This window comes from Wolbachia endosymbiont (group B) of Protocalliphora azurea (assembly GCF_947251865.1).
Lineage (GTDB): Bacteria > Pseudomonadota > Alphaproteobacteria > Rickettsiales > Anaplasmataceae > Wolbachia.
Genome location: NZ_OX366394.1, coordinates 132,924 through 149,897 on the forward strand (window position 1 = coordinate 132,924; position 16,974 = coordinate 149,897).

Annotated in this window: 18 protein-coding genes and 1 tRNA gene; 7 read left to right on the top strand and 12 right to left on the bottom strand. The window is 34.2% G+C overall.

Annotation, left to right across the window (positions count from 1 at the left end; translation table 11 throughout):
* Positions 1 to 106: 106 nt before the first annotated feature.
* Positions 107 to 1,546 carry a hypothetical protein gene (locus tag OPR35_RS00590; protein WP_017532208.1) on the bottom strand — a complete coding sequence of 480 codons (1,440 nt, stop codon included), beginning with the start codon at positions 1,544 to 1,546 and terminating at the stop codon, positions 107 to 109.
* Positions 1,547 to 1,684: 138 nt separating this feature from the next.
* Between OPR35_RS00590 and OPR35_RS00595 the strand changes: the two genes are divergently transcribed.
* Positions 1,685 to 2,959, top strand: a complete 1,275-nt coding sequence (locus OPR35_RS00595; protein ID WP_012481896.1) for an APC family permease — start codon at positions 1,685 to 1,687, stop codon at positions 2,957 to 2,959.
* A gap of 70 nt (positions 2,960 to 3,029) precedes the next feature.
* Positions 3,030 to 4,316 (top strand): APC family permease, encoded by a 1,287-nt coding sequence (locus OPR35_RS00600; protein WP_007302140.1) that lies wholly within the window; start codon positions 3,030 to 3,032, stop codon positions 4,314 to 4,316.
* Between the two features lie 28 nt (positions 4,317 to 4,344).
* Here the strand turns inward: OPR35_RS00600 and OPR35_RS00605 are convergent, their stop codons facing one another.
* Entirely contained in the window at positions 4,345 to 4,770 is a 426-nt protein-coding gene (locus OPR35_RS00605) for a hypothetical protein (protein WP_007302139.1), read from the bottom strand.
* Positions 4,771 to 4,908: 138 nt separating this feature from the next.
* Here OPR35_RS00605 and OPR35_RS00610 point away from each other — a divergent pair, with 138 nt between their 5' ends.
* A complete protein-coding gene (locus OPR35_RS00610; protein ID WP_052264832.1) occupies positions 4,909 to 5,931 on the top strand; it encodes an aspartate-semialdehyde dehydrogenase in 1,023 nt (340 codons plus the stop codon).
* A 1-nt stretch (position 5,932) separates the two neighbouring features.
* Here the strand turns inward: OPR35_RS00610 and OPR35_RS00615 are convergent, their stop codons facing one another.
* The gene (locus tag OPR35_RS00615; RefSeq protein WP_029237555.1) at positions 5,933 to 7,009 is read right to left on the bottom strand and encodes a 5-(carboxyamino)imidazole ribonucleotide synthase; all 1,077 of its coding nucleotides are present in this window, start codon (positions 7,007 to 7,009) and stop codon (positions 5,933 to 5,935) included.
* A gap of 106 nt (positions 7,010 to 7,115) precedes the next feature.
* Here OPR35_RS00615 and apaG point away from each other — a divergent pair, with 106 nt between their 5' ends.
* Positions 7,116 to 7,520, top strand: coding sequence for a Co2+/Mg2+ efflux protein ApaG (gene apaG / locus OPR35_RS00620; RefSeq protein ID WP_012481895.1), 405 nt, complete (start codon positions 7,116 to 7,118; stop codon positions 7,518 to 7,520).
* Positions 7,521 to 7,722: 202 nt separating this feature from the next.
* On the opposite strand, the gene OPR35_RS00625 is transcribed toward apaG, so the two are convergent.
* On the bottom strand, positions 7,723 to 9,321 hold the full coding sequence (locus tag OPR35_RS00625; protein ID WP_019078664.1) for an ABC transporter permease: 1,599 nt from the start codon (positions 9,319 to 9,321) through the stop codon (positions 7,723 to 7,725).
* 130 nt (positions 9,322 to 9,451) lie between these two features.
* On the opposite strand from OPR35_RS00625, the gene trhO reads away from it, so the two are divergent.
* Positions 9,452 to 10,297, top strand: coding sequence for an oxygen-dependent tRNA uridine(34) hydroxylase TrhO (trhO, locus tag OPR35_RS00630; protein ID WP_012481894.1), 846 nt, complete (start codon positions 9,452 to 9,454; stop codon positions 10,295 to 10,297).
* Here trhO and OPR35_RS00635 read toward each other — a convergent pair.
* Complete coding sequence (locus OPR35_RS00635; protein WP_019236728.1) at positions 10,294 to 10,674, bottom strand: hypothetical protein; 381 nt, start codon at positions 10,672 to 10,674, stop codon at positions 10,294 to 10,296. The genes trhO and OPR35_RS00635 overlap by 4 nt on opposite strands.
* A gap of 138 nt (positions 10,675 to 10,812) precedes the next feature.
* Between OPR35_RS00635 and OPR35_RS00640 the strand changes: the two genes are divergently transcribed.
* Positions 10,813 to 10,971: a type II toxin-antitoxin system RelE family toxin gene (locus tag OPR35_RS00640; protein WP_019236727.1), complete on the top strand. Its 159-nt coding sequence runs from the start codon at positions 10,813 to 10,815 to the stop codon at positions 10,969 to 10,971.
* A 301-nt stretch (positions 10,972 to 11,272) separates the two neighbouring features.
* Positions 11,273 to 12,275 (top strand): IS630 family transposase gene (locus tag OPR35_RS00645; RefSeq protein ID WP_230608967.1). Its coding sequence is split into 2 segments (ribosomal slippage): positions 11,273 to 11,782 and positions 11,784 to 12,275, totalling 1,002 coding nucleotides; the frame shifts between segments, so codons are not numbered across the junction.
* 86 nt (positions 12,276 to 12,361) lie between these two features.
* Here OPR35_RS00645 and OPR35_RS00650 read toward each other — a convergent pair.
* The 7 genes from OPR35_RS00650 to OPR35_RS00680 form a co-directional block, all read right to left on the bottom strand.
* Complete coding sequence (locus OPR35_RS00650) at positions 12,362 to 12,664, bottom strand: type II toxin-antitoxin system RelE family toxin (RefSeq protein ID WP_230440381.1); 303 nt, start codon at positions 12,662 to 12,664, stop codon at positions 12,362 to 12,364.
* The gene (locus tag OPR35_RS00655; RefSeq protein ID WP_007302130.1) at positions 12,627 to 12,836 is read right to left on the bottom strand and encodes a DUF6290 family protein; all 210 of its coding nucleotides are present in this window, start codon (positions 12,834 to 12,836) and stop codon (positions 12,627 to 12,629) included. The genes OPR35_RS00650 and OPR35_RS00655 overlap by 38 nt, the downstream gene beginning before the upstream one ends.
* Before the next feature lie 354 nt (positions 12,837 to 13,190).
* A tRNA-Ser gene (locus tag OPR35_RS00660) sits at positions 13,191 to 13,277 on the bottom strand.
* 31 nt (positions 13,278 to 13,308) lie between these two features.
* A complete protein-coding gene (locus tag OPR35_RS00665; RefSeq protein ID WP_265024874.1) occupies positions 13,309 to 14,097 on the bottom strand; it encodes a DUF2163 domain-containing protein in 789 nt (262 codons plus the stop codon).
* 37 nt (positions 14,098 to 14,134) lie between these two features.
* Complete coding sequence (locus tag OPR35_RS00670) at positions 14,135 to 14,377, bottom strand: type II toxin-antitoxin system RelE/ParE family toxin (RefSeq protein ID WP_230608979.1); 243 nt, start codon at positions 14,375 to 14,377, stop codon at positions 14,135 to 14,137.
* Between the two features lie 32 nt (positions 14,378 to 14,409).
* Complete coding sequence (locus tag OPR35_RS00675; protein WP_226079579.1) at positions 14,410 to 14,634, bottom strand: ParD-like family protein; 225 nt, start codon at positions 14,632 to 14,634, stop codon at positions 14,410 to 14,412.
* Between the two features lie 119 nt (positions 14,635 to 14,753).
* Positions 14,754 to 16,796 carry a WD0745 family porin gene (locus tag OPR35_RS00680; protein WP_265024875.1) on the bottom strand — a complete coding sequence of 681 codons (2,043 nt, stop codon included), beginning with the start codon at positions 16,794 to 16,796 and terminating at the stop codon, positions 14,754 to 14,756.
* Positions 16,797 to 16,974: the final 178 nt, after the last annotated feature.

Below are 16,974 nucleotides of genomic sequence, written 5' to 3' on the forward strand. Positions count from 1 at the left end.
GGTGACCAGGTTGCCATCGTTTAGTTTGCTGTGAGTTAATCGTAAATACCAATTTTTAGCTTCACACCTAACTCACAATCAAAGTTTAGTAAACTCTAGAGGCGTGCTAAGCAGCAGAAAACCTTGCTATATTTCCCAAAAATGCTTTCACTCTTTCAAGGCAAGTGGATGGTTCTGCAGGTATTGCTACTTCATCTATCTTACCATATATTGCTGCATCTACGACTTCACCTGTTATTAATTCCCTTAGCTTTTGTTTTATCTGTCCTCTACGAATATGTTCTCCATAGTCATTATAAAACTTCACATATAACTCTTTAAATACAAATTCTTTTATAGCACTTCTCATATGAGAAATTCCATCCTTTACTTCATCATTTGCATTGCTCAAATCCACTTCAGAACCTAGCGAATATAAGTCATCAAAATTTTCTTTTAAAATTTTTATTTTAAAGTAGTGCTTATCTACAGATCTCTCAAGAAATCTTTTAGTAGCATTACCGGCCAATTCTCCTATTATCTGAGGCTCTAGTTGAGCTGCAAAATTATTTTCTGCTTCAAGGCCACTTAATGCATAAATGATACGATTAAGCATTCCAGGACCACATTGGCGATTACTTTCCTCAAAACGAACCAGCAATATGGATTTCAACAGCTCTACATCTGCATTTTGCTTTGTTGCTGCAATTAAAACTAGATTTATGGCCTGTGTTAATGTCAGTCCGGTTTTGGAATCTACCCACCTTACCCATTCTCCTTCTCTATAATTATCTACCTTCAAATAAGGCGCTATCAGTTCTTTCTGCTGATTTGTCAAACCGCCTATATAGTTTTTAAACTCTTCATCCAGCTCATTTGACGGAGTCCCATATTCTTCCTTTAATTTTTTGGCACACTCAATAACACTTTGCTCAAAACTTCTAGTATGAACATTCTGATTACCAGTACCTACATCACTTACATTAAACAAAAAGCTCATTTGCTTTACACTTAAACCCAGAGGCGAGAAGAGCTTTATTAATGGATACTTTATTAACTCAAGAAGCGCTACAGGGATCAATAATATAGTATTGATAAGCACTAAACATATTCTAAGACCGAGCGCTCTACTCTCTGATAACATTCTACTAAGTTCTGATATCTTTGATGCACAATACAAAAATGGTAATTGAATGTAGTATATTGAGTATATAGAAAAAAATAAAATCTTATCTTTTAACCCTACTGTTGGATCATTATATACTTCAGAAAAAATGTTATCATCACTATTTTCATTTTTGAAAGACTGATAGCTGCTTGTAATTTTTTCTGTAAAAATAGAACAGAGCTTATGCAGTCCGTAGCATGAAACGCCAACAGCTAAAAAAATTGCAAGTGTTCCAAAAAATGCTAATACTTCACTTGAAGTTTTGGCAAGAAGGAATGCATAAAGCGCATTAATAAAGATATCAAATAAATATTCAAATAAAAAAATTGCTCCAATAGCGGAAACAAACAATAAAATACCCCCACAAATAATCAAAAAATCTTTTAACCTTGGATTCATACCCCGCCTCTTAATAATCTATTAATATACTTTTTATTATATGCTTAAATTAAAAAAATGCAAATTTTGTAAAGACCAATTGAAATTTCTGAGCTTCAACTATATTGTTAATTATTCAGATAAAAATTAAACATTGTCGTGTCAAATAAAATAGGCTTTTTTGCTATTTTTGCCTTGGTGATTAGTAGCCAAATTGGCTCTGGAATTTTTATGCTCCCAATCAGCCTTGCACCATACGGCGCTTATAGCCTCATAAGCTGGGTTATATCAGGATTTGGTGCTATATCTCTTGCTTTAGTTTTTGCTTCACTCTGCGCAAAATTTCCAGAAACGGGTGGTCCTCATATTTATGTGAAACATGCCTTTGGCTCTACAGCAGCTTTTTTTGTTGGCTGGACATATTGGGTAAGCTCGTGGGTAAGCTCAACAGCTGTGACAATTGCAAGTATCGGTTATTTAGCCCCGCTTTTTCATAATGATATACAAGATATACGTTTGCTTTTAGAAATAACATTAATTTTAGCTATCATGCTAATAAACTTAAGAGGGGTAACTACTGCTGGGCATGTTGAGCTTCTTCTGACCATTGTTAAAATTATCGCACTTCTTGCAATACCCATAGCAGGATTATTTTTCTTTGATAGAAATAATTTTGTTGTAAGTGAGGAAGTATCAAACTTTACGATGTCTCAAGTCCTTGCGCGCTCTACACTCCTTACTCTATGGTGTTTTATTGGACTTGAATCAGCAACGGCACCTGCAGGATCTGTCAATAATCCCTCTAAAACAATACCAAGGGCTATAGTGCTTGGAACAGTCTGTGTTGCTGTGATATATTTCATCAATAGTCTTTCAATTATGGGATTGATAAGTGGTAATGAACTAGCTAGTTCAAAAGCACCATATGTTGATGCGATAAAAATTATGCTTCCAGGTAATTGGCATTTAATTGTTTCTGTTGTTGCCTTTATCGTTTCTGTAAGTAATTTAAATGCTTGGTTTTTAGCTGATGGACAGGTCACCTTAGGCCTTGCAAAAGACAAGTTAATGCCGCAATTTTTTGGCAAAAAAAATAAGCATGATGCTCCATTATGGGGAATAATACTCAGTACTTTGGGGGTGTTAGTTTTACTTATCCTAACGTCAAACAAAAGTTTTGCTGAGCAAGTAACTTCAATAATTGATATCTCTGTGGTGTCATTTTTGTTTATCTACTTAGCATGTAGCCTTGCTTTTCTCAAAGTTAATATACAAGACAAAAGCTACTGCAAATTTTTAATTGGAGGTGTGGCTGTATCTTTTTGCTGTTGGGTAATATACGAGACTTCTATAAAAACATTGTTAATATCAAGTCTATTCCCTTTAAGCGGAACACTTATTTATCTACTTTGGTATCATAAACTAAAAACTTAACTTAAATTTTTTATTTGCTAAAATTCTTAAGCTATACTACTGGCTTACATTAATAGAATTAAGAGGTATTGTGTCAAATAAAATAGGTTTTTGGGCTGTTTTTGCTTTAGTCATTAGTAGTCAGATCGGCTCTGGGGTTTTTATGCTTCCAATTAGCCTTGCTCCATATGGCGCTTATAGCCTTATAAGTTGGATGATATCAGGAGCTGGTGCTGTGTCTCTTGCGCTAGTTTTTGCTACGCTATGTGCAAAGTTTCCAGAAACAGGAGGTCCTCACGTTTATGTGAAACATACTTTTGGTTCTACCGCAGCGTTCTTTGTTGGTTGGACATATTGGGTAATCTCATGGGTTAGTACAACAGCTTTAATAGTTGTGGGTGTTGGCTATCTTACACCATTTTTCCATGAAGATATCAAAAGTATGCGTTTATTTTTAGAGCTGTTGTTATTTACAATCATTACATTAATAAATTTAAGGGGAATAGCTACTGCAGGGCACGTTGAGTTTCTGCTCACGGTTGTGAAGGTTGCTGTATTGCTTGCAATACCTGTAGCAGCGTTGTTTTTTTTCGATAGAAATAATTTTATCATAAGTGAAGAAATATTAAGTCTTACAACATCGCAAATTCTTGCCCGCTCTACACTCCTTACTTTATGGTGTTTTATTGGACTTGAATTGGCAACAGCACCTGCAGGGTCAGTTGATAATCCAGCTAAAACTATACCAAAAGCTGTGGTGCTTGGCACAGTTTGTGTTGCTGTTATATATTTTATCAACAATTTTGCAATTATGGGATTGATCAATGGCAACAATTTAGCAAGTTCAAGAGCACCATATGTTGATGCGATAAAAATTATGTTTTCTGGTAATTGGCATTTAATTGTTTCTATAGTTGCATTCATTTTTTGTGTTGGCAGTCTAAACGCTTGGGTTTTATCTAGTGGACAAGTTGCTTTTGGTCTTGCAGAAGATAGACTAATGCCAAAATTCTTTGCTAAAAGGAACAAGCATGGCTCTCCTTTTTGGGGAATAACAGTTAGTTCAATTGGAACTGCAATTTTACTAATTCTCACTTCAAACAACAATTTTGCCCAGCAGATTACGTCGATTATTGACTTTTCTGTAATTTCATTTTTGTTCGTTTATCTTGCGTGCTGTTTTGCCTTTCTAAAGGTTATTATACAGGAGAGGAGTTGTTATAAGCTTTTAATTGGTAGCATAGCAACAACCTTTTGTTGTTGGGTGATATTAGAAACCCCTGTAGGTACTCTGCTGATTTCGAGCCTGTTCACTGCAAGTGGCATACCCATTTATTTATTTTGGTACTGCAAAACTTCTGTGCAACAAATTCAGTAGTGAGAGATACACTTTAAATGGTTAATATTTATGGGCCAAGATTTTTTTTCTCTTTATCTACTTGTTCAATATTACCATTCTCAAGTTTGCTACCTACTTCTTCTGTGCGTTTATTATCTATGTAGATCTCATTTTTTGCTTTATTAGAAAGACCTATTTGCGATTGCAGTTTTTTATACTCTTCTTTTTCAGGCGTGAAAATTTTCACTAAAAATCTTCCTATTATTGGTATTGAACTTAAAAAATCTCTTAATCCAAAAGATTCTTGCTTCTTGTTTGAAAGATGCTGGTCTATCTTAGAAATTTTCACACCATACTTTTTATCATCAAAATTTATCGCTGGCTTGCTTTTTTTCGAAAGAACATTTTGAATCTCTAATCTATTGACTTTTTCAGGCTTTTGAAATGCAGATACTGCAGGTTTGACCTTAGTGTCATCATGTTTTTTACTCATTTCATTCTACCATGCAATATTATTAGTGTCTTATAATTATAACTAAATTATGGTTAATTGCAAGGTAAAAATATTAAAGTAATTGTAAATTTTATCAGTAAAAATATAATATAGCTTTAAAATCAGAGGTTTATTTATATGGGATGTAAGATTGCAGTTATTGGAGCAACAGGAAGAGTAGGATATGAGGTATTGACCATGCTTGCTGAGTTTCAAAAAGAGGGAAAATTTTCGATAGATTCTGTTGTTGCTTTTGCATCGAAAAAATCAAAGGGAAAAAAGGTAAGTTTCGGCGATGAAGAATTAACTGTCTTAGACCTTGAGAACTACGATTTTGTTGGAATTAATATAGCAATTTTCTGTGCTGGGTCTCATGTTTCCGAGAGATACGTACCGATTGCAACTGAAGCTGGATGTATTGTCGTAGATAATACCTCTCGTTTTAGGATGAAAGAAGGCGTGCCACTAGTTATTCCAGAGATCAACAAAGATAAAATTACGGAGTATAAAAACCATAACATAATATCTAATCCAAACTGTACTACAATACAAATGTTGCTGGCATTACATTTATTACACCAAAAAGCAAAAATAAAGAGAATCGTTGCTTCAACTTATCAATCAACTTCTGGTGTAGGTAAAGCAGCAATGGATGAGCTTTACAATCAGACAAAAAAAATCTTTATGAATGAAGCTAAAAAACCTGAAATATTTCCTAAGCAAATAGCATTTAATTGCATTCCTCATATAGGAGAGTTCATGGAAGATGGTTCTACAAAAGAGGAGTGGAAAATGCAAGAGGAGGCAAAAAAAATTTTAGAAGAGGATATAAAAGTAACTGCAACTTGTGTCCGAGTACCTGTTCTTGTTGGTCATGCTATAGCAGTAAATGTAGAATTTGATCAGCATATAACTGAAGAAGAAGCTCGTGAAATGCTCAGTGAAGACGATGGAGTTTTAGTGCAAGATAAGCGCGAAGATGGTGGATATATGACTCAGATTGATGTTGTGCAAGAGAATGCCGTATACATATCGCGTATTAGACAAGACGATACCGTTAAACACGGATTAAATATGTGGATAGTAGCTGATAATCTACGCAAAGGTGCAGCACTAAATATAGTGCAGATCTTGGAGATCTTGATCAAAGAGCATTTATAGCTCAATAGCTTAAATCTATATTGACATGTCCCATTTTACGCTTGTCCCTAACCTCTTTTTTCCCATATATGGTTAAACTAGCTTTTTCGTTGCTCAAATATTTGTGAGAATTATATATATCATTACCTATTATATTTTTTGTCATGCAAGGAAAGCGTAATACTACTTCCTGCATAGATAGCCCGCATATTATCCTAACTAGCTGCTCGAATTGACTAACGTTGCATGCATCCAAGCTCCAGTGGCAAGAATTGTGGGGTCTTGGGGCCAGTTCATTAACTAGTAATTCATGATTTTGAGTGATGAAAAATTCAATAGCTAGAATTCCTACTACATCAAGTGCAGTTGCTATTTTCTCTGCAGTTTTTTGTACCTCTTGGGCTAATTTATTATCTATTTTAGCTGGTGCTATTGAAGTATTAAGTATTCCGTCAACGTGGTGATTCTCTGCTATAGGAAAAAAAGCTACTTTACCGTTTTTATCTCTTGCAACGACTATTGAAACCTCTTTCAGTAAATCAACACTTGCTTCAAGAATGTACTCTTTATTCCAATCGAAGGAAGCAAATTGCTTCAGTTCAGAATCATTTTCAATCATATATTGTCCTTTTCCATCATAACCCATTTCTGTTGTTTTTAGCCTCACTGGATAGCTAAAAGTTTCACTACTTTCTAGTAGCTGATTATAATTTTGTATACTTTTGTAATCAGCAGTTTTTATGCTTAAATCTCTAATAAAATCTTTCTCTCTCAGCCTATTTTGCGAAATGTGTAACGCCTTTTTACCTGGATAAAAATCTGTATGCTGCGACACAATATCAATTGCACTACATGGAATATTTTCAGACTCAATAGTGACTAAATCCACACTCTGTGCAAAAGATTCAAGTGCCCTCTTATCACAGAAGTCTGCTATTGTTAAATCATCAGCAACAGAACAAGCTGGATCGTTTTTAGCACTGGCAAAAATATGCGTTTTGTGCCCAAGTTTTATTGCAGCGATAGCAGTCATTTTACCTAATTGCCCACTTCCTATTATTCCTATCACTTTTTTATCCAGTGGATCTGTTTTGTTCATCATGTAGATTAATATTTCCTAGTTAGAGTACGATAATATGCTTGGAAAATCTATGAAAAAAGTGTATAATTGAAGTGTGTTAAACTTTTATCATGAACACTTTACGATGACCATGAAATACACACTTATTACTAATTCTGTTGAAGTTACAGTTTTGCCAATTTACATTGAAGAGCAATCCATTCCTTATGAAAATTGTTACGTATGGATGTATAATGTTAAGATAAAAAACAAAAGCTCATCAACCATTCAATTATTAAGTCGCTATTGGCAAATAATAGATCATAAGGGGAAAATAAATGAAATTGCCGGAGTTGGTGTTATTGGAGAACAACCTGTAATAAAATCTGGAGAGGTATTCAAATATACAAGTGGAACATACTTAAATACACCATCAGGAATAATGCAGGGTAAATATGAATTTCTGAACGAAGAGAGCATAAAAACCTTTGATGTTATGGTACCACCCTTTTCCTTAGATAGTCCATACGTTAACACTAGACCTCATTGATCATCAAGATAGTGTATTTGTTTAAGTGCATCTGAAACCAGTGCTTCTTGTTTTGTCATTTGAGCTTCCATAATGTCATCCGAGTAGCTGATACTGAGATCCAACTAAGTTGATAAACACGAAAGCACTGACCATTTGCTTCTATAGTTGTCTTTTTTCGTCTATCTTATTTTGTTACTCTGCTGAACAGATGCAAAATAGTTTATTTTTGATTCTTATCATCAAGTGTGAATAAGATTATTGTAGAGGTTAAACCTATAATAACTATCATTAACGAAAATGGGGCAGCTTCTCTGTAACGCTCATCGCTGACAAGTTCATATACTCTAGTTGATATAGTTTCAAAATTAAATGGTCTGATAATTAGTGTTGCCGTGAGTTCTTTTACCGTATCCATAAACACGAGCAGAAATCCCGATAGTATACTTTTCTTGATAAGGGGAATATGAATATTCAGGCACGTGGAAATAGGCCCATGACCCATAGTATATGCAGTCCATTCAATTTCATTTGGTGTTTTTTTGAGTCCCGACTCTATCGCCTTGAAAGATATAGCAAAAAAACGAAATAAATATGAGTAAACTAATGCGCCAATAGTTCCTACCAAGCTAATTTCTACAATATATTGAGTAATGAAAGAAGATATTCTGCTTAAAAACATTATTATGCTAATTGCAATAATTGCATTTGGAATTGCATATCCAAGAGAAATTAGACGTGCTATATTGCTTATTAGCTTATTTTTACGTGCTGTATATCCAATAATTATTGCAATGCTGATCGAGATTAGCGCGGTAATAAATGATAAACTAATACTGTTTGTTATTATATTGTAAAATCTTGCTTCGTATATGAAAAAGCCTTTCTCTATGCTCCAATATATAAGTGGAATCATTGGTAAAATAAAGCCTATTAATATCGGCAATAAACACATAAGATAAGAAAAGATCAACGATATAGAACCGTTTATACTACGTTTATTGTGATAATCTGCATTAGTATTGATTGAAGAGTAAGATATTTCTCTTTTTTGTAGTTTTTTCTCGATAACTATTAGTGTTGCAACGAAAATCAGTTCTGCAACTGCCAAAACAGTAGTTGAATATTTGTCATGCAGTAAAAACCAAGTACGGTATATTCCCGTCGTGAAAGTATCGATAGCAAGAAACTGTGGTGTGCCGAAATCTGTAATTACTTCCATTAGTACCAAGGATAACCCAGCTATAATTGATGGACGTATGGAGGGTATGATGACAGAAAACAGACTCTGTAATGAGGAGAACCCAAGTGTTGATGCAATAGTGACTGAGTTACTAACGCTCTTTAGACTTGAGCGGACCAACATATAAACGTATGGATATAGACTAAATCCCATTACTAATATTCCACCACCTAGGGATTTGATCTCGGGAAACCAATAGTCACCTTTGCCCAATTGAAAAGTATCTCTTAACAAGCTCTGAATCGGACCTGAAAACTCTAGCGTATTTACATAAACAAACGATACTATATATCCAGGAATTGATATCGGAAAGAATAAGGCAATCTCAAAAATTCTACTTCCGGGAAACGAAAAAAATGTAGTAAGCCAAGCTGGAATTACTCCAAATATAAAGGATATTAACCCTACTCCTACCATCAAAATCAACGTATTGAGTATATATTCAGGAAAAAGTCTACTAATTACCCATCCAGAGTTTGCTGATTCTGTAAATAGAATCGATATTAACGATAGTATAGGGCAGACAAATAATACACTTACTAAAAACAAGAATATATTTTTAAATACTCTCAGAAACATTAACTTGAATCTATATTTGATATTAAAATGTTATATGCAAAAACTAAAGATATCCAGTAATTAACAGCCGTCCTATTGAATATCTTCATAATTTTATATATTATGTTTTAAATCGATAAACTAATTAATTATGAGTTTTGTCATTGCAACTTTCTATCATTTTGTAAAACTCTCTAATTATTATGACATGAAAGATGAAATAAAAGTTGCATGCGACAATGTCGAATTAAAGGGTACTATACTCCTTGCAGAAGAGGGTATTAATGCAACCGTATCTGGTGAAAGAAACGCGATTGATAAAATATTCGATTTTCTACGTTCTGATTATAGACTAAGGGACCTTACATGGAAAGAGAGTGCAGCAGAATATCAACCATTTAGTAAGATGAAAGTGAGATTAAAAAGAGAAATTGTGAATCTTGGTGTAAGTAATCTCGATACTTCCGTTAGAGGTCAGTACATTGATCCAGATTATTGGGATGATTTTATCTCTCAACCTGATGTTTTAGTGATAGACACACGAAATGATTACGAAGTAAAACTAGGCAAGTTTAAAAATGCAATCAATCCACATACTCAGCGTTTTCGAGATTTTCCTCAGTGGGCAGAGTCTTTCTCTGAGAGTAAAGATCTGAAAGTGGCTATGTACTGCACTGGTGGAATCAGATGCGAGAAATCTACAGCATATATGAAAAGCCTTGGATTTAACGATGTTTATCACCTTAAAGGCGGTATTCTTTCCTACCTTGAAAAAACTCACAACAAAAGTGGTAATTGGGAAGGCGAGTGTTTTGTTTTTGATGATAGAATTGCTGTTGATCACTCACTCGCCCCAAGTGATAAAATAAAATGCATATTCTGCTCAAGTAAAGTTTCAACTGATGAGCTGAAATCAGTTCCACGTGGCCAGGTAGTTTGCTCTGATTGTAAATCTTTAAGTATTGAAAGAAAGCTAGAATTCAATACGAACCTCTAAGAAAATCTGCTTATTGCACACTTACTAACCTCAATTTTATCAAGACATTTACCTACGACATAGCCCGCTCCAGCTCCAAGTAACGCACCAACTATAGCAAATGCAATCAACACTACACCAGAACCGCCAATAAGAGCTAAAGTTTCTTGCCATAAACAACATGCTGCAACTAGACCAGCAGCTAAACCAATTCCTGCACCTCTGCACCTAAGTTTCATGTTATTAACACTAGTATAATGACTTCCAAAACCAAATTCTTTGATATCTTTTCTTTTTTCTATAAAATTGATAAGCTCCTGTATTTCTTCGTTATTTGTGTTGCTACGCAAATCATATAAATTTATAACGCCATCCTTTACATATTTTTCAAAATTCATTTTATTTTTCCATACTATTAGAATATATTTTTATTACACTTAATGTCTTAATAGTTGGTAAATTCCCATATAAGAATAAGTAGATAATCTTACCACTATAGGTGGGACTAAAGCGCGATAAGATTAAATTCCTGAAAAATGTTGGTAAGAAGAGCTTTTCCAAAAACAATAAAGTTAAGAGTTGAAGAGATAGTAAAAGAGCGACTTACAGTTAATCCAATTGATTTTGGTGAATCGTTTTGTTACAAACTCAAAGGATACAGAAGACTGAGAACTGGCGATTATCGTATCATGTAAATGCTGCAAAGTATGAAGTGTTTCAATAAAACACAGAAAAGACATTTATGAATCCTAGATTAATATCCTTCCAGTATTAACTTACTGTAACCTTTCCGGTTGATCCACTGCGATTCTTTGCAACGTTTATCTCTAATCCGTTATTAGCATCGATTTTATAGTCTGTAGAATAGTAAAATTATAGGGGTATAGTCAAAAAATGAGTTATTTTTGAGCTGATACCAATTCCCACTATGCAAAGAACAGATAGACAATAATGGGAAAGAAGTGATAATAAAGTAGATAAAATAGAGAGGTATAAATGGCATTAAGGTCAAAACTATTAGACGAAAAAGTTGTAAATTTGGCGAAAGAAATGTTAAAAAAGGTCAGAAATAACGCATATGTTTCAAAAAAGTTACAAGCGGTGATAGCAGGAAAAGAAAGTAGTATAAGCGCTGTGGCAAGAATATGTAAAATTTCAAGGACTGCTTTGACTGAATGGATAAAGCATCTAAAATTTGGTAGAGTAGAAAGATTATTTGCCCCGTCTCAGCGGCGAAGAAAAAGCAAATTAAAGAAAAATCAACGTGAGCAAATTGAAATATGGGTAGAAAGAAATCCAAATATTACTATTAAGGAAGTGCAGATAAAAATCTCAGAGGAATTTGGCCTAAACATTAGCAAATCAACAGTGCACCGTGAGATACAAAGGATGAAATTTTCTTATATAACACCGAGGCCAATGCACCATAAACAAGATAAAAACAAGCAAGAAGAGTTTAAAAAATACTTCAATAAAATAGTCAATTCCCACCCTGAAAAAGAGGTGTTTTTTTGATGAATCACGATTTGGAACTCATTCAAAAATCGGACACGGATGGTTTAAAAAAGGGGTCAGAACGCAGGTTAAAATGAAAATTGGTAGACAAAATTTCTATATCTACAGTGCGGTAAATCCAAGAAGTGGTAAGAAAATCAGCCTACTTGCTCCATATGTAAACACTGATTGTATGAATATATTTCTGGAGCAGATGTCGAAAGATTTAGGCACGAAAAAAGCCTTTCTTGTAATGGATTGTGCAAGTTGGCATAGATCAAAAAGTTTGAAATTTCAGGAAAACATTACCATTATATACTTGCCTCCTTATTCACCGGAACTGAATCCTGTTGAGAGGTTGTGGCAATATATCAAATACAATACTTTACGTAACAGAGTCTACGATACCATAGGCTTACTTGCAGATGTTCTGTGTAATTTTATTGTCAGTATTTCCAGCACTACTATTAAACGAGTTTGTAATGTTTCTTATTTGTTCGATTAGTAATGGAATTTGGTATGAGCAAAGCCACCTAAGGTGAAGAGGAAAGAGGTCTGTATAATGAAATATACAATGCTTATAGGAAGGTTCTAACTTTTATAGATGTATTCTCTATGCTCTATTGCAGTAATTATTACTGTACGTTCTAATTTACTTATCCTATAAACCAAACGATAATCACCAGATCGTATTCTACGATGTCCTTTGAACTCACCGAGCAAGGGATCTCCTGCCTTCTCAGGAGAAAGTGTAAGACGCTCTTTTACGATTTCTTTTACCCTTGACCATATTGTCTTTGGAAGATTTTGAATGTCTTTGTGAACTACATTTTCCTCATAGCAGATTAAATACTTATCACCAGTTGATGTCTTCATGCCTGATGAATTTTGCATTTCGAGTGTCACGTTGAATAGCAAGTTTGGCTATTGCCATATCTTCTTCATTTTCAATTGCTTCTTGTATAAACTGCTCTGCTAGCTCTTGAGCTGATTGATTCTTTACTTTAGCTAAACGAGTAAGGTTTTTTAAAACTTTTTCACTAATGTTAATACTTGAATCAGCCATAAGTTTTACCGAAATCTACTGCATAATTATACAACATTTTCCTAAAATTTTCAATAAAGAATTGTATTGACGGATTATGGTAGATTGAGTATATACTAGTATTAGATTTTAGGGAGAAATGACACAGACGTATTGCAAGACATCATTAGGAATAAGGAAGGTATGCTGGCTACTGGATGTATTTCTATGATAACAACTACTCTTCATCATCAAAAATCAAGAAGGCTCTGCAACTTGATAACTCTATTCTTTTATTGACGTAGATGACTCTGAAAAATTGCGGAGCTGAAGTGCTATGGTTATTACGGTTTAAGAACAAAACGGAAAATCCTATGTTACACTAGAAATAATGTGCGGAAAAGGGGGGATTCGAACCCCCGACATATTTTCATATGTGCACGCTTTCCAAGCGTGTGCTTTAGACCGCTCAGCCACCTTTCCATACTTATTCATAATATTAAAAATTATGCTGCTAAACAACTGGTATATATGGTTCGCCACGGAAATTCACAGTATTGTTAAACTTGTTTTTGCACGTTAAAAACGCTTTATCACAACCTGCAAGTATCGAATATTTATCTCCGGTAGAAATTTGATATGGAGGAGAAGCAAATAATGTAACTACTTTATTTTTGTATTCTTTAACTACAACTTCAAATGTTGCTGAACTAAACACTCCGTGCTTATAATATCCATCGCTTTCGATTAAATTAGTGTCTTCAAATCTTCTTTCATCTATCACTTTAGTAATTGTGCTCATTCTACTAAACTTTTTAGCATCAGCTTTACATCTATCATCGCAAAATTGTGCCCTGCATACAGGAGAATATAGCTCTGTTATGCTTCTCTCAAGCTTTGTCGCAAGACCTCTAATTTCAGCGATAAACCTCCCACTATTTAATGTTACTTTACCAAAAGTTCCTGCATGCAAATTCATAATTCCCTGACTCAAATCTTTATAATTCACAAGAAATATTTCAATATTTGCAAAGTCATACCTTCCTGATAAAACATCTTTTTCTTTAATATCAGCACTATTTAATACTCCTTCAATTTCTAAATTATCAGTTCTCAAATCGCTATTTAATATTATACTGCTGGCTATAAAACCGCTTGAAGATTTATAGAATACATTATTGAGATTTAAATCTTCATCATAGTCAGTAAATCCCATTACTTCTCCACTTACAAGTGTTAATTTCCAGCAAGTAGCGATGGTAAGTAATTCTCCAGCTAAATGGTTTTTTAATTTGGTTTGCATAGTTGCCTCTTATAAATAATGGCATACCTGCATTTAGCTACACTTGTTTTTTCAAATCTCTATAAAAATTTTCGTGTGGAGCAAATGCAAGAAGTGTTAATATGTTATTTTGTTCGTTGTGAATATAGGCTAATAATGTCAGTTGATTAAAAATAGAGAATTTATACACGCGAACACCTGCAAGATCGCCTGACTTTAGCTCTCCAATATATGGGTTACCTTGAATTTGTTTGATGGCTTCTTCAAGTTTGGGTAGTTGATTATTGTGCAGCTTCTTCATTGACCGCTTAAAAGTGTTGGTGAGAAGAATCTTCAAAATTTTGTGGACTTATACTCCTCAACATTACCTGACTTGATATCCTCAATGCCTGAAAGGATTTCTTTGATGATGTTATAGCTGAGCTCAGGGTTATCTTCAACAATCTGACCAATCTTAGCCCAATGCTCGATTTGTTGCGGTACAGAACGATTTTGCAATATGGAATGAGACTGCACTATTTTCTCGAACTCCCCATCAAGATTTACTGTTATACTCATTAGATTATTACTTCCTAGTTTTAGCTATTATATCATATATTGGAAATTTTTTCAACATTTTGAAAGTGCATAGTGAAAACACACACCACATTCAAGCTGTGGTGTGTATTATTAAATAACTAGAAAGAAAACTTCACACCAGTGAGGAGAAGAACTCCTTTGTTAGAAGGTATCTTATCCTTATTTTTATCTTCCAGTGCACCTTTTTCATCAGTTGTAAAGTAGTGAAGAGCTGCATAAGGAACAAATTTGCTTTTATTGCAAGAAGATAGATCATACTGAACACCAAGTGCAACATCATGAAGCATATCTTTATCACTCATTCTGCTACCAAAGTATGTCACGCTTGTGTAGATGTTATCATATTGATAACCAGCACCTGCAGTCCAATACATGGTATTGTTATCATTAAATTGCTTTAAGCCATTTTTTCTAGCAATATCAGTAGTCTCTTTATATTCTTTTGAAGCAAGGTCGAGTTCCTTGATACTCTTAGGTTGACCAGATTTGCCTAAATATGCAAAAGAAGCAGCGAATTTTACACTTTGATCTTCATCAATCTTATAATCAGCGCTTGCACCCAAATTAATGCCTGCCAGATTATTGTATTCTATGAACTCGTTATAAAGGTGCTTATCTTTACTCGGTTGCTTTGAAAACCCATATTCACCAACTACGGAAGTTTTAACTTTTACATTATGTTTACTAAAGTCATATTCATATGATGCACCAGCGCTTATTATATGCTGGTAATCTGGTCCAACATGTCTTAACGTTTCCTCATTCTTTACCCCTGTTACCTTATTACTTGAATCTTTGAGGAAATCTGGAGCTATTTCTTTTACAACGGATAAACCACTATCGTAGCGAGGTGAGTAGCTAATACCAAATCTTGCACCCATATAATTTGGTGAGTAGTAAGCAGCTCTAAACGGCAATGTGGTCATAACCTCTTTGTTGTATTTTCCTGCCATACGGAAGGAGAGTTTTTCGCTCTCGCTCGAGAAGCTTTCAGTGTAAAGACGTGGTGTTACGTAAAATGGGAAGTTTGCAGCACTTCCTTCTAAGTTTACTTTTCTGAACCAGTCACTATCTGCAGCTCCATCAACAGTTGCAATTCTTGTTGCATCAAGTCTCATCAGAGACTCAGGACCAAACTGATAACCAAGTTTCAGATCACCATATTTTGAATTCAAAAACACATGTGCACTTCTACCTCTTGCAGCATTCACGCCTTGTGAAGCTCCTTTACCTTCAGTAACTGGAACATGGAATTGTACATCGGCACCATAACGAAGACCAATATCCTCATTTTTATTTTCAGCTCTTAAGTGCAATATTGCATCTGAAATCATGCCCATGTTTTCACTGTAATCACCAATATTCCCTATCCCTTTAGGAAATATTGGATTTGCTCCTTTTATACTATCTGGAGTATTGTTAAAATAATCTGTAGATTTACCTGGCATAACATTATAATGGTTATAGCCACTTAGCCCATGGTTACCATAACCTTGAGAATCAACAACGCCACCGAAAGTTATTCTTAAACCATCCCCTTGATTGGTATTGATAATATCAACCCCACCAACTGAAACAACAGGACTTGCCTTACCTTTTTCCTCTGTATTGCTGTTAACAACTTTTACATCCTTTTTTATATCTTTAGCTTCAATTTTAGCATTCTTAGTTTTAGAACCCTTAATTTTTGACTTTTCTACATTAGAATTTTTAGTGCTTAGAGCTTTCGCCTTTGAATCCTCTATAAGCTTTGCTTTTTTCTCTTTTGCTAGCCTAATTTCATCTTTTTTCTTTTGTTTTGCTACTAATTTTAACTCTTCTTTTTTCTTCTTTTGTTCAGCTGCTAATTTTAACTCCTCTTTTTTCTTCTGCTCAGCTGCTAATCTTAGTTCTTCTTTTTTCTTAAGCTCCTCGGCTTTTTTTCTTGGATCAGCATTACATATCCTGTCCATTTTTTCTTTTAGTTTCTTATTTGACGTCTTCATCACTTCCATCTTTCCAGAAGTTTTGATTGACTCGTTACTCTCTTGCTTTTTTACTTCCTTCATACTCTCGTCAGAAAAGTCAGCAGCAAAGCCACTGAAAGAACATAAAGTCAATAGAGAAGCTAGAGCAGTTCTAGTATAAATAGATTTTTTCATGAAGTGCCCCCAAAAAATTTTAAAATCATAACATAAATAGTATAAAGGTGTTGAAAATCCAACTTAAAGCAACCTTATAGCGAAAATAAAGGTAAAATGCAATACTTTAAAAGCAACTTTCTTAATACGCTCAACGTGTATATTAACCAAAATTTAGTACAGAGGTTTGCTTGTTAGT

Excerpts from the sequence above, each read along its gene's own strand:
- OPR35_RS00590 (WP_017532208.1), bottom strand. The coding sequence starts at position 1,546 with ATGAATCCAAGGTTAAAAGATTTTTTGATTATTTGTGGGGGTATTTTA.
- OPR35_RS00675 (WP_226079579.1), bottom strand. The coding sequence starts at position 14,634 with ATGAGTATAACAGTAAATCTTGATGGGGAGTTCGAGAAAATAGTGCAG.
- OPR35_RS00665 (WP_265024874.1), bottom strand. The coding sequence starts at position 14,097 with ATGCAAACCAAATTAAAAAACCATTTAGCTGGAGAATTACTTACCATC.
- OPR35_RS00670 (WP_230608979.1), bottom strand. The coding sequence starts at position 14,377 with ATGAAGAAGCTGCACAATAATCAACTACCCAAACTTGAAGAAGCCATC.
- OPR35_RS00640 (WP_019236727.1), top strand. The coding sequence starts at position 10,813 with ATGTTGGTAAGAAGAGCTTTTCCAAAAACAATAAAGTTAAGAGTTGAA.
- OPR35_RS00655 (WP_007302130.1), bottom strand. The coding sequence starts at position 12,836 with ATGGCTGATTCAAGTATTAACATTAGTGAAAAAGTTTTAAAAAACCTT.
- OPR35_RS00605 (WP_007302139.1), bottom strand. The coding sequence starts at position 4,770 with ATGAGTAAAAAACATGATGACACTAAGGTCAAACCTGCAGTATCTGCA.
- OPR35_RS00635 (WP_019236728.1), bottom strand. The coding sequence starts at position 10,674 with ATGAATTTTGAAAAATATGTAAAGGATGGCGTTATAAATTTATATGAT.
- trhO (WP_012481894.1), top strand. The coding sequence starts at position 9,452 with ATGAGTTTTGTCATTGCAACTTTCTATCATTTTGTAAAACTCTCTAAT.
- OPR35_RS00680 (WP_265024875.1), bottom strand. The coding sequence starts at position 16,796 with ATGAAAAAATCTATTTATACTAGAACTGCTCTAGCTTCTCTATTGACT.
- apaG (WP_012481895.1), top strand. The coding sequence starts at position 7,116 with ATGACCATGAAATACACACTTATTACTAATTCTGTTGAAGTTACAGTT.
- OPR35_RS00615 (WP_029237555.1), bottom strand. The coding sequence starts at position 7,009 with ATGAACAAAACAGATCCACTGGATAAAAAAGTGATAGGAATAATAGGA.
- OPR35_RS00650 (WP_230440381.1), bottom strand. The coding sequence starts at position 12,664 with ATGCAAAATTCATCAGGCATGAAGACATCAACTGGTGATAAGTATTTA.
- OPR35_RS00625 (WP_019078664.1), bottom strand. The coding sequence starts at position 9,321 with ATGTTTCTGAGAGTATTTAAAAATATATTCTTGTTTTTAGTAAGTGTA.
- OPR35_RS00610 (WP_052264832.1), top strand. The coding sequence starts at position 4,909 with ATGGGATGTAAGATTGCAGTTATTGGAGCAACAGGAAGAGTAGGATAT.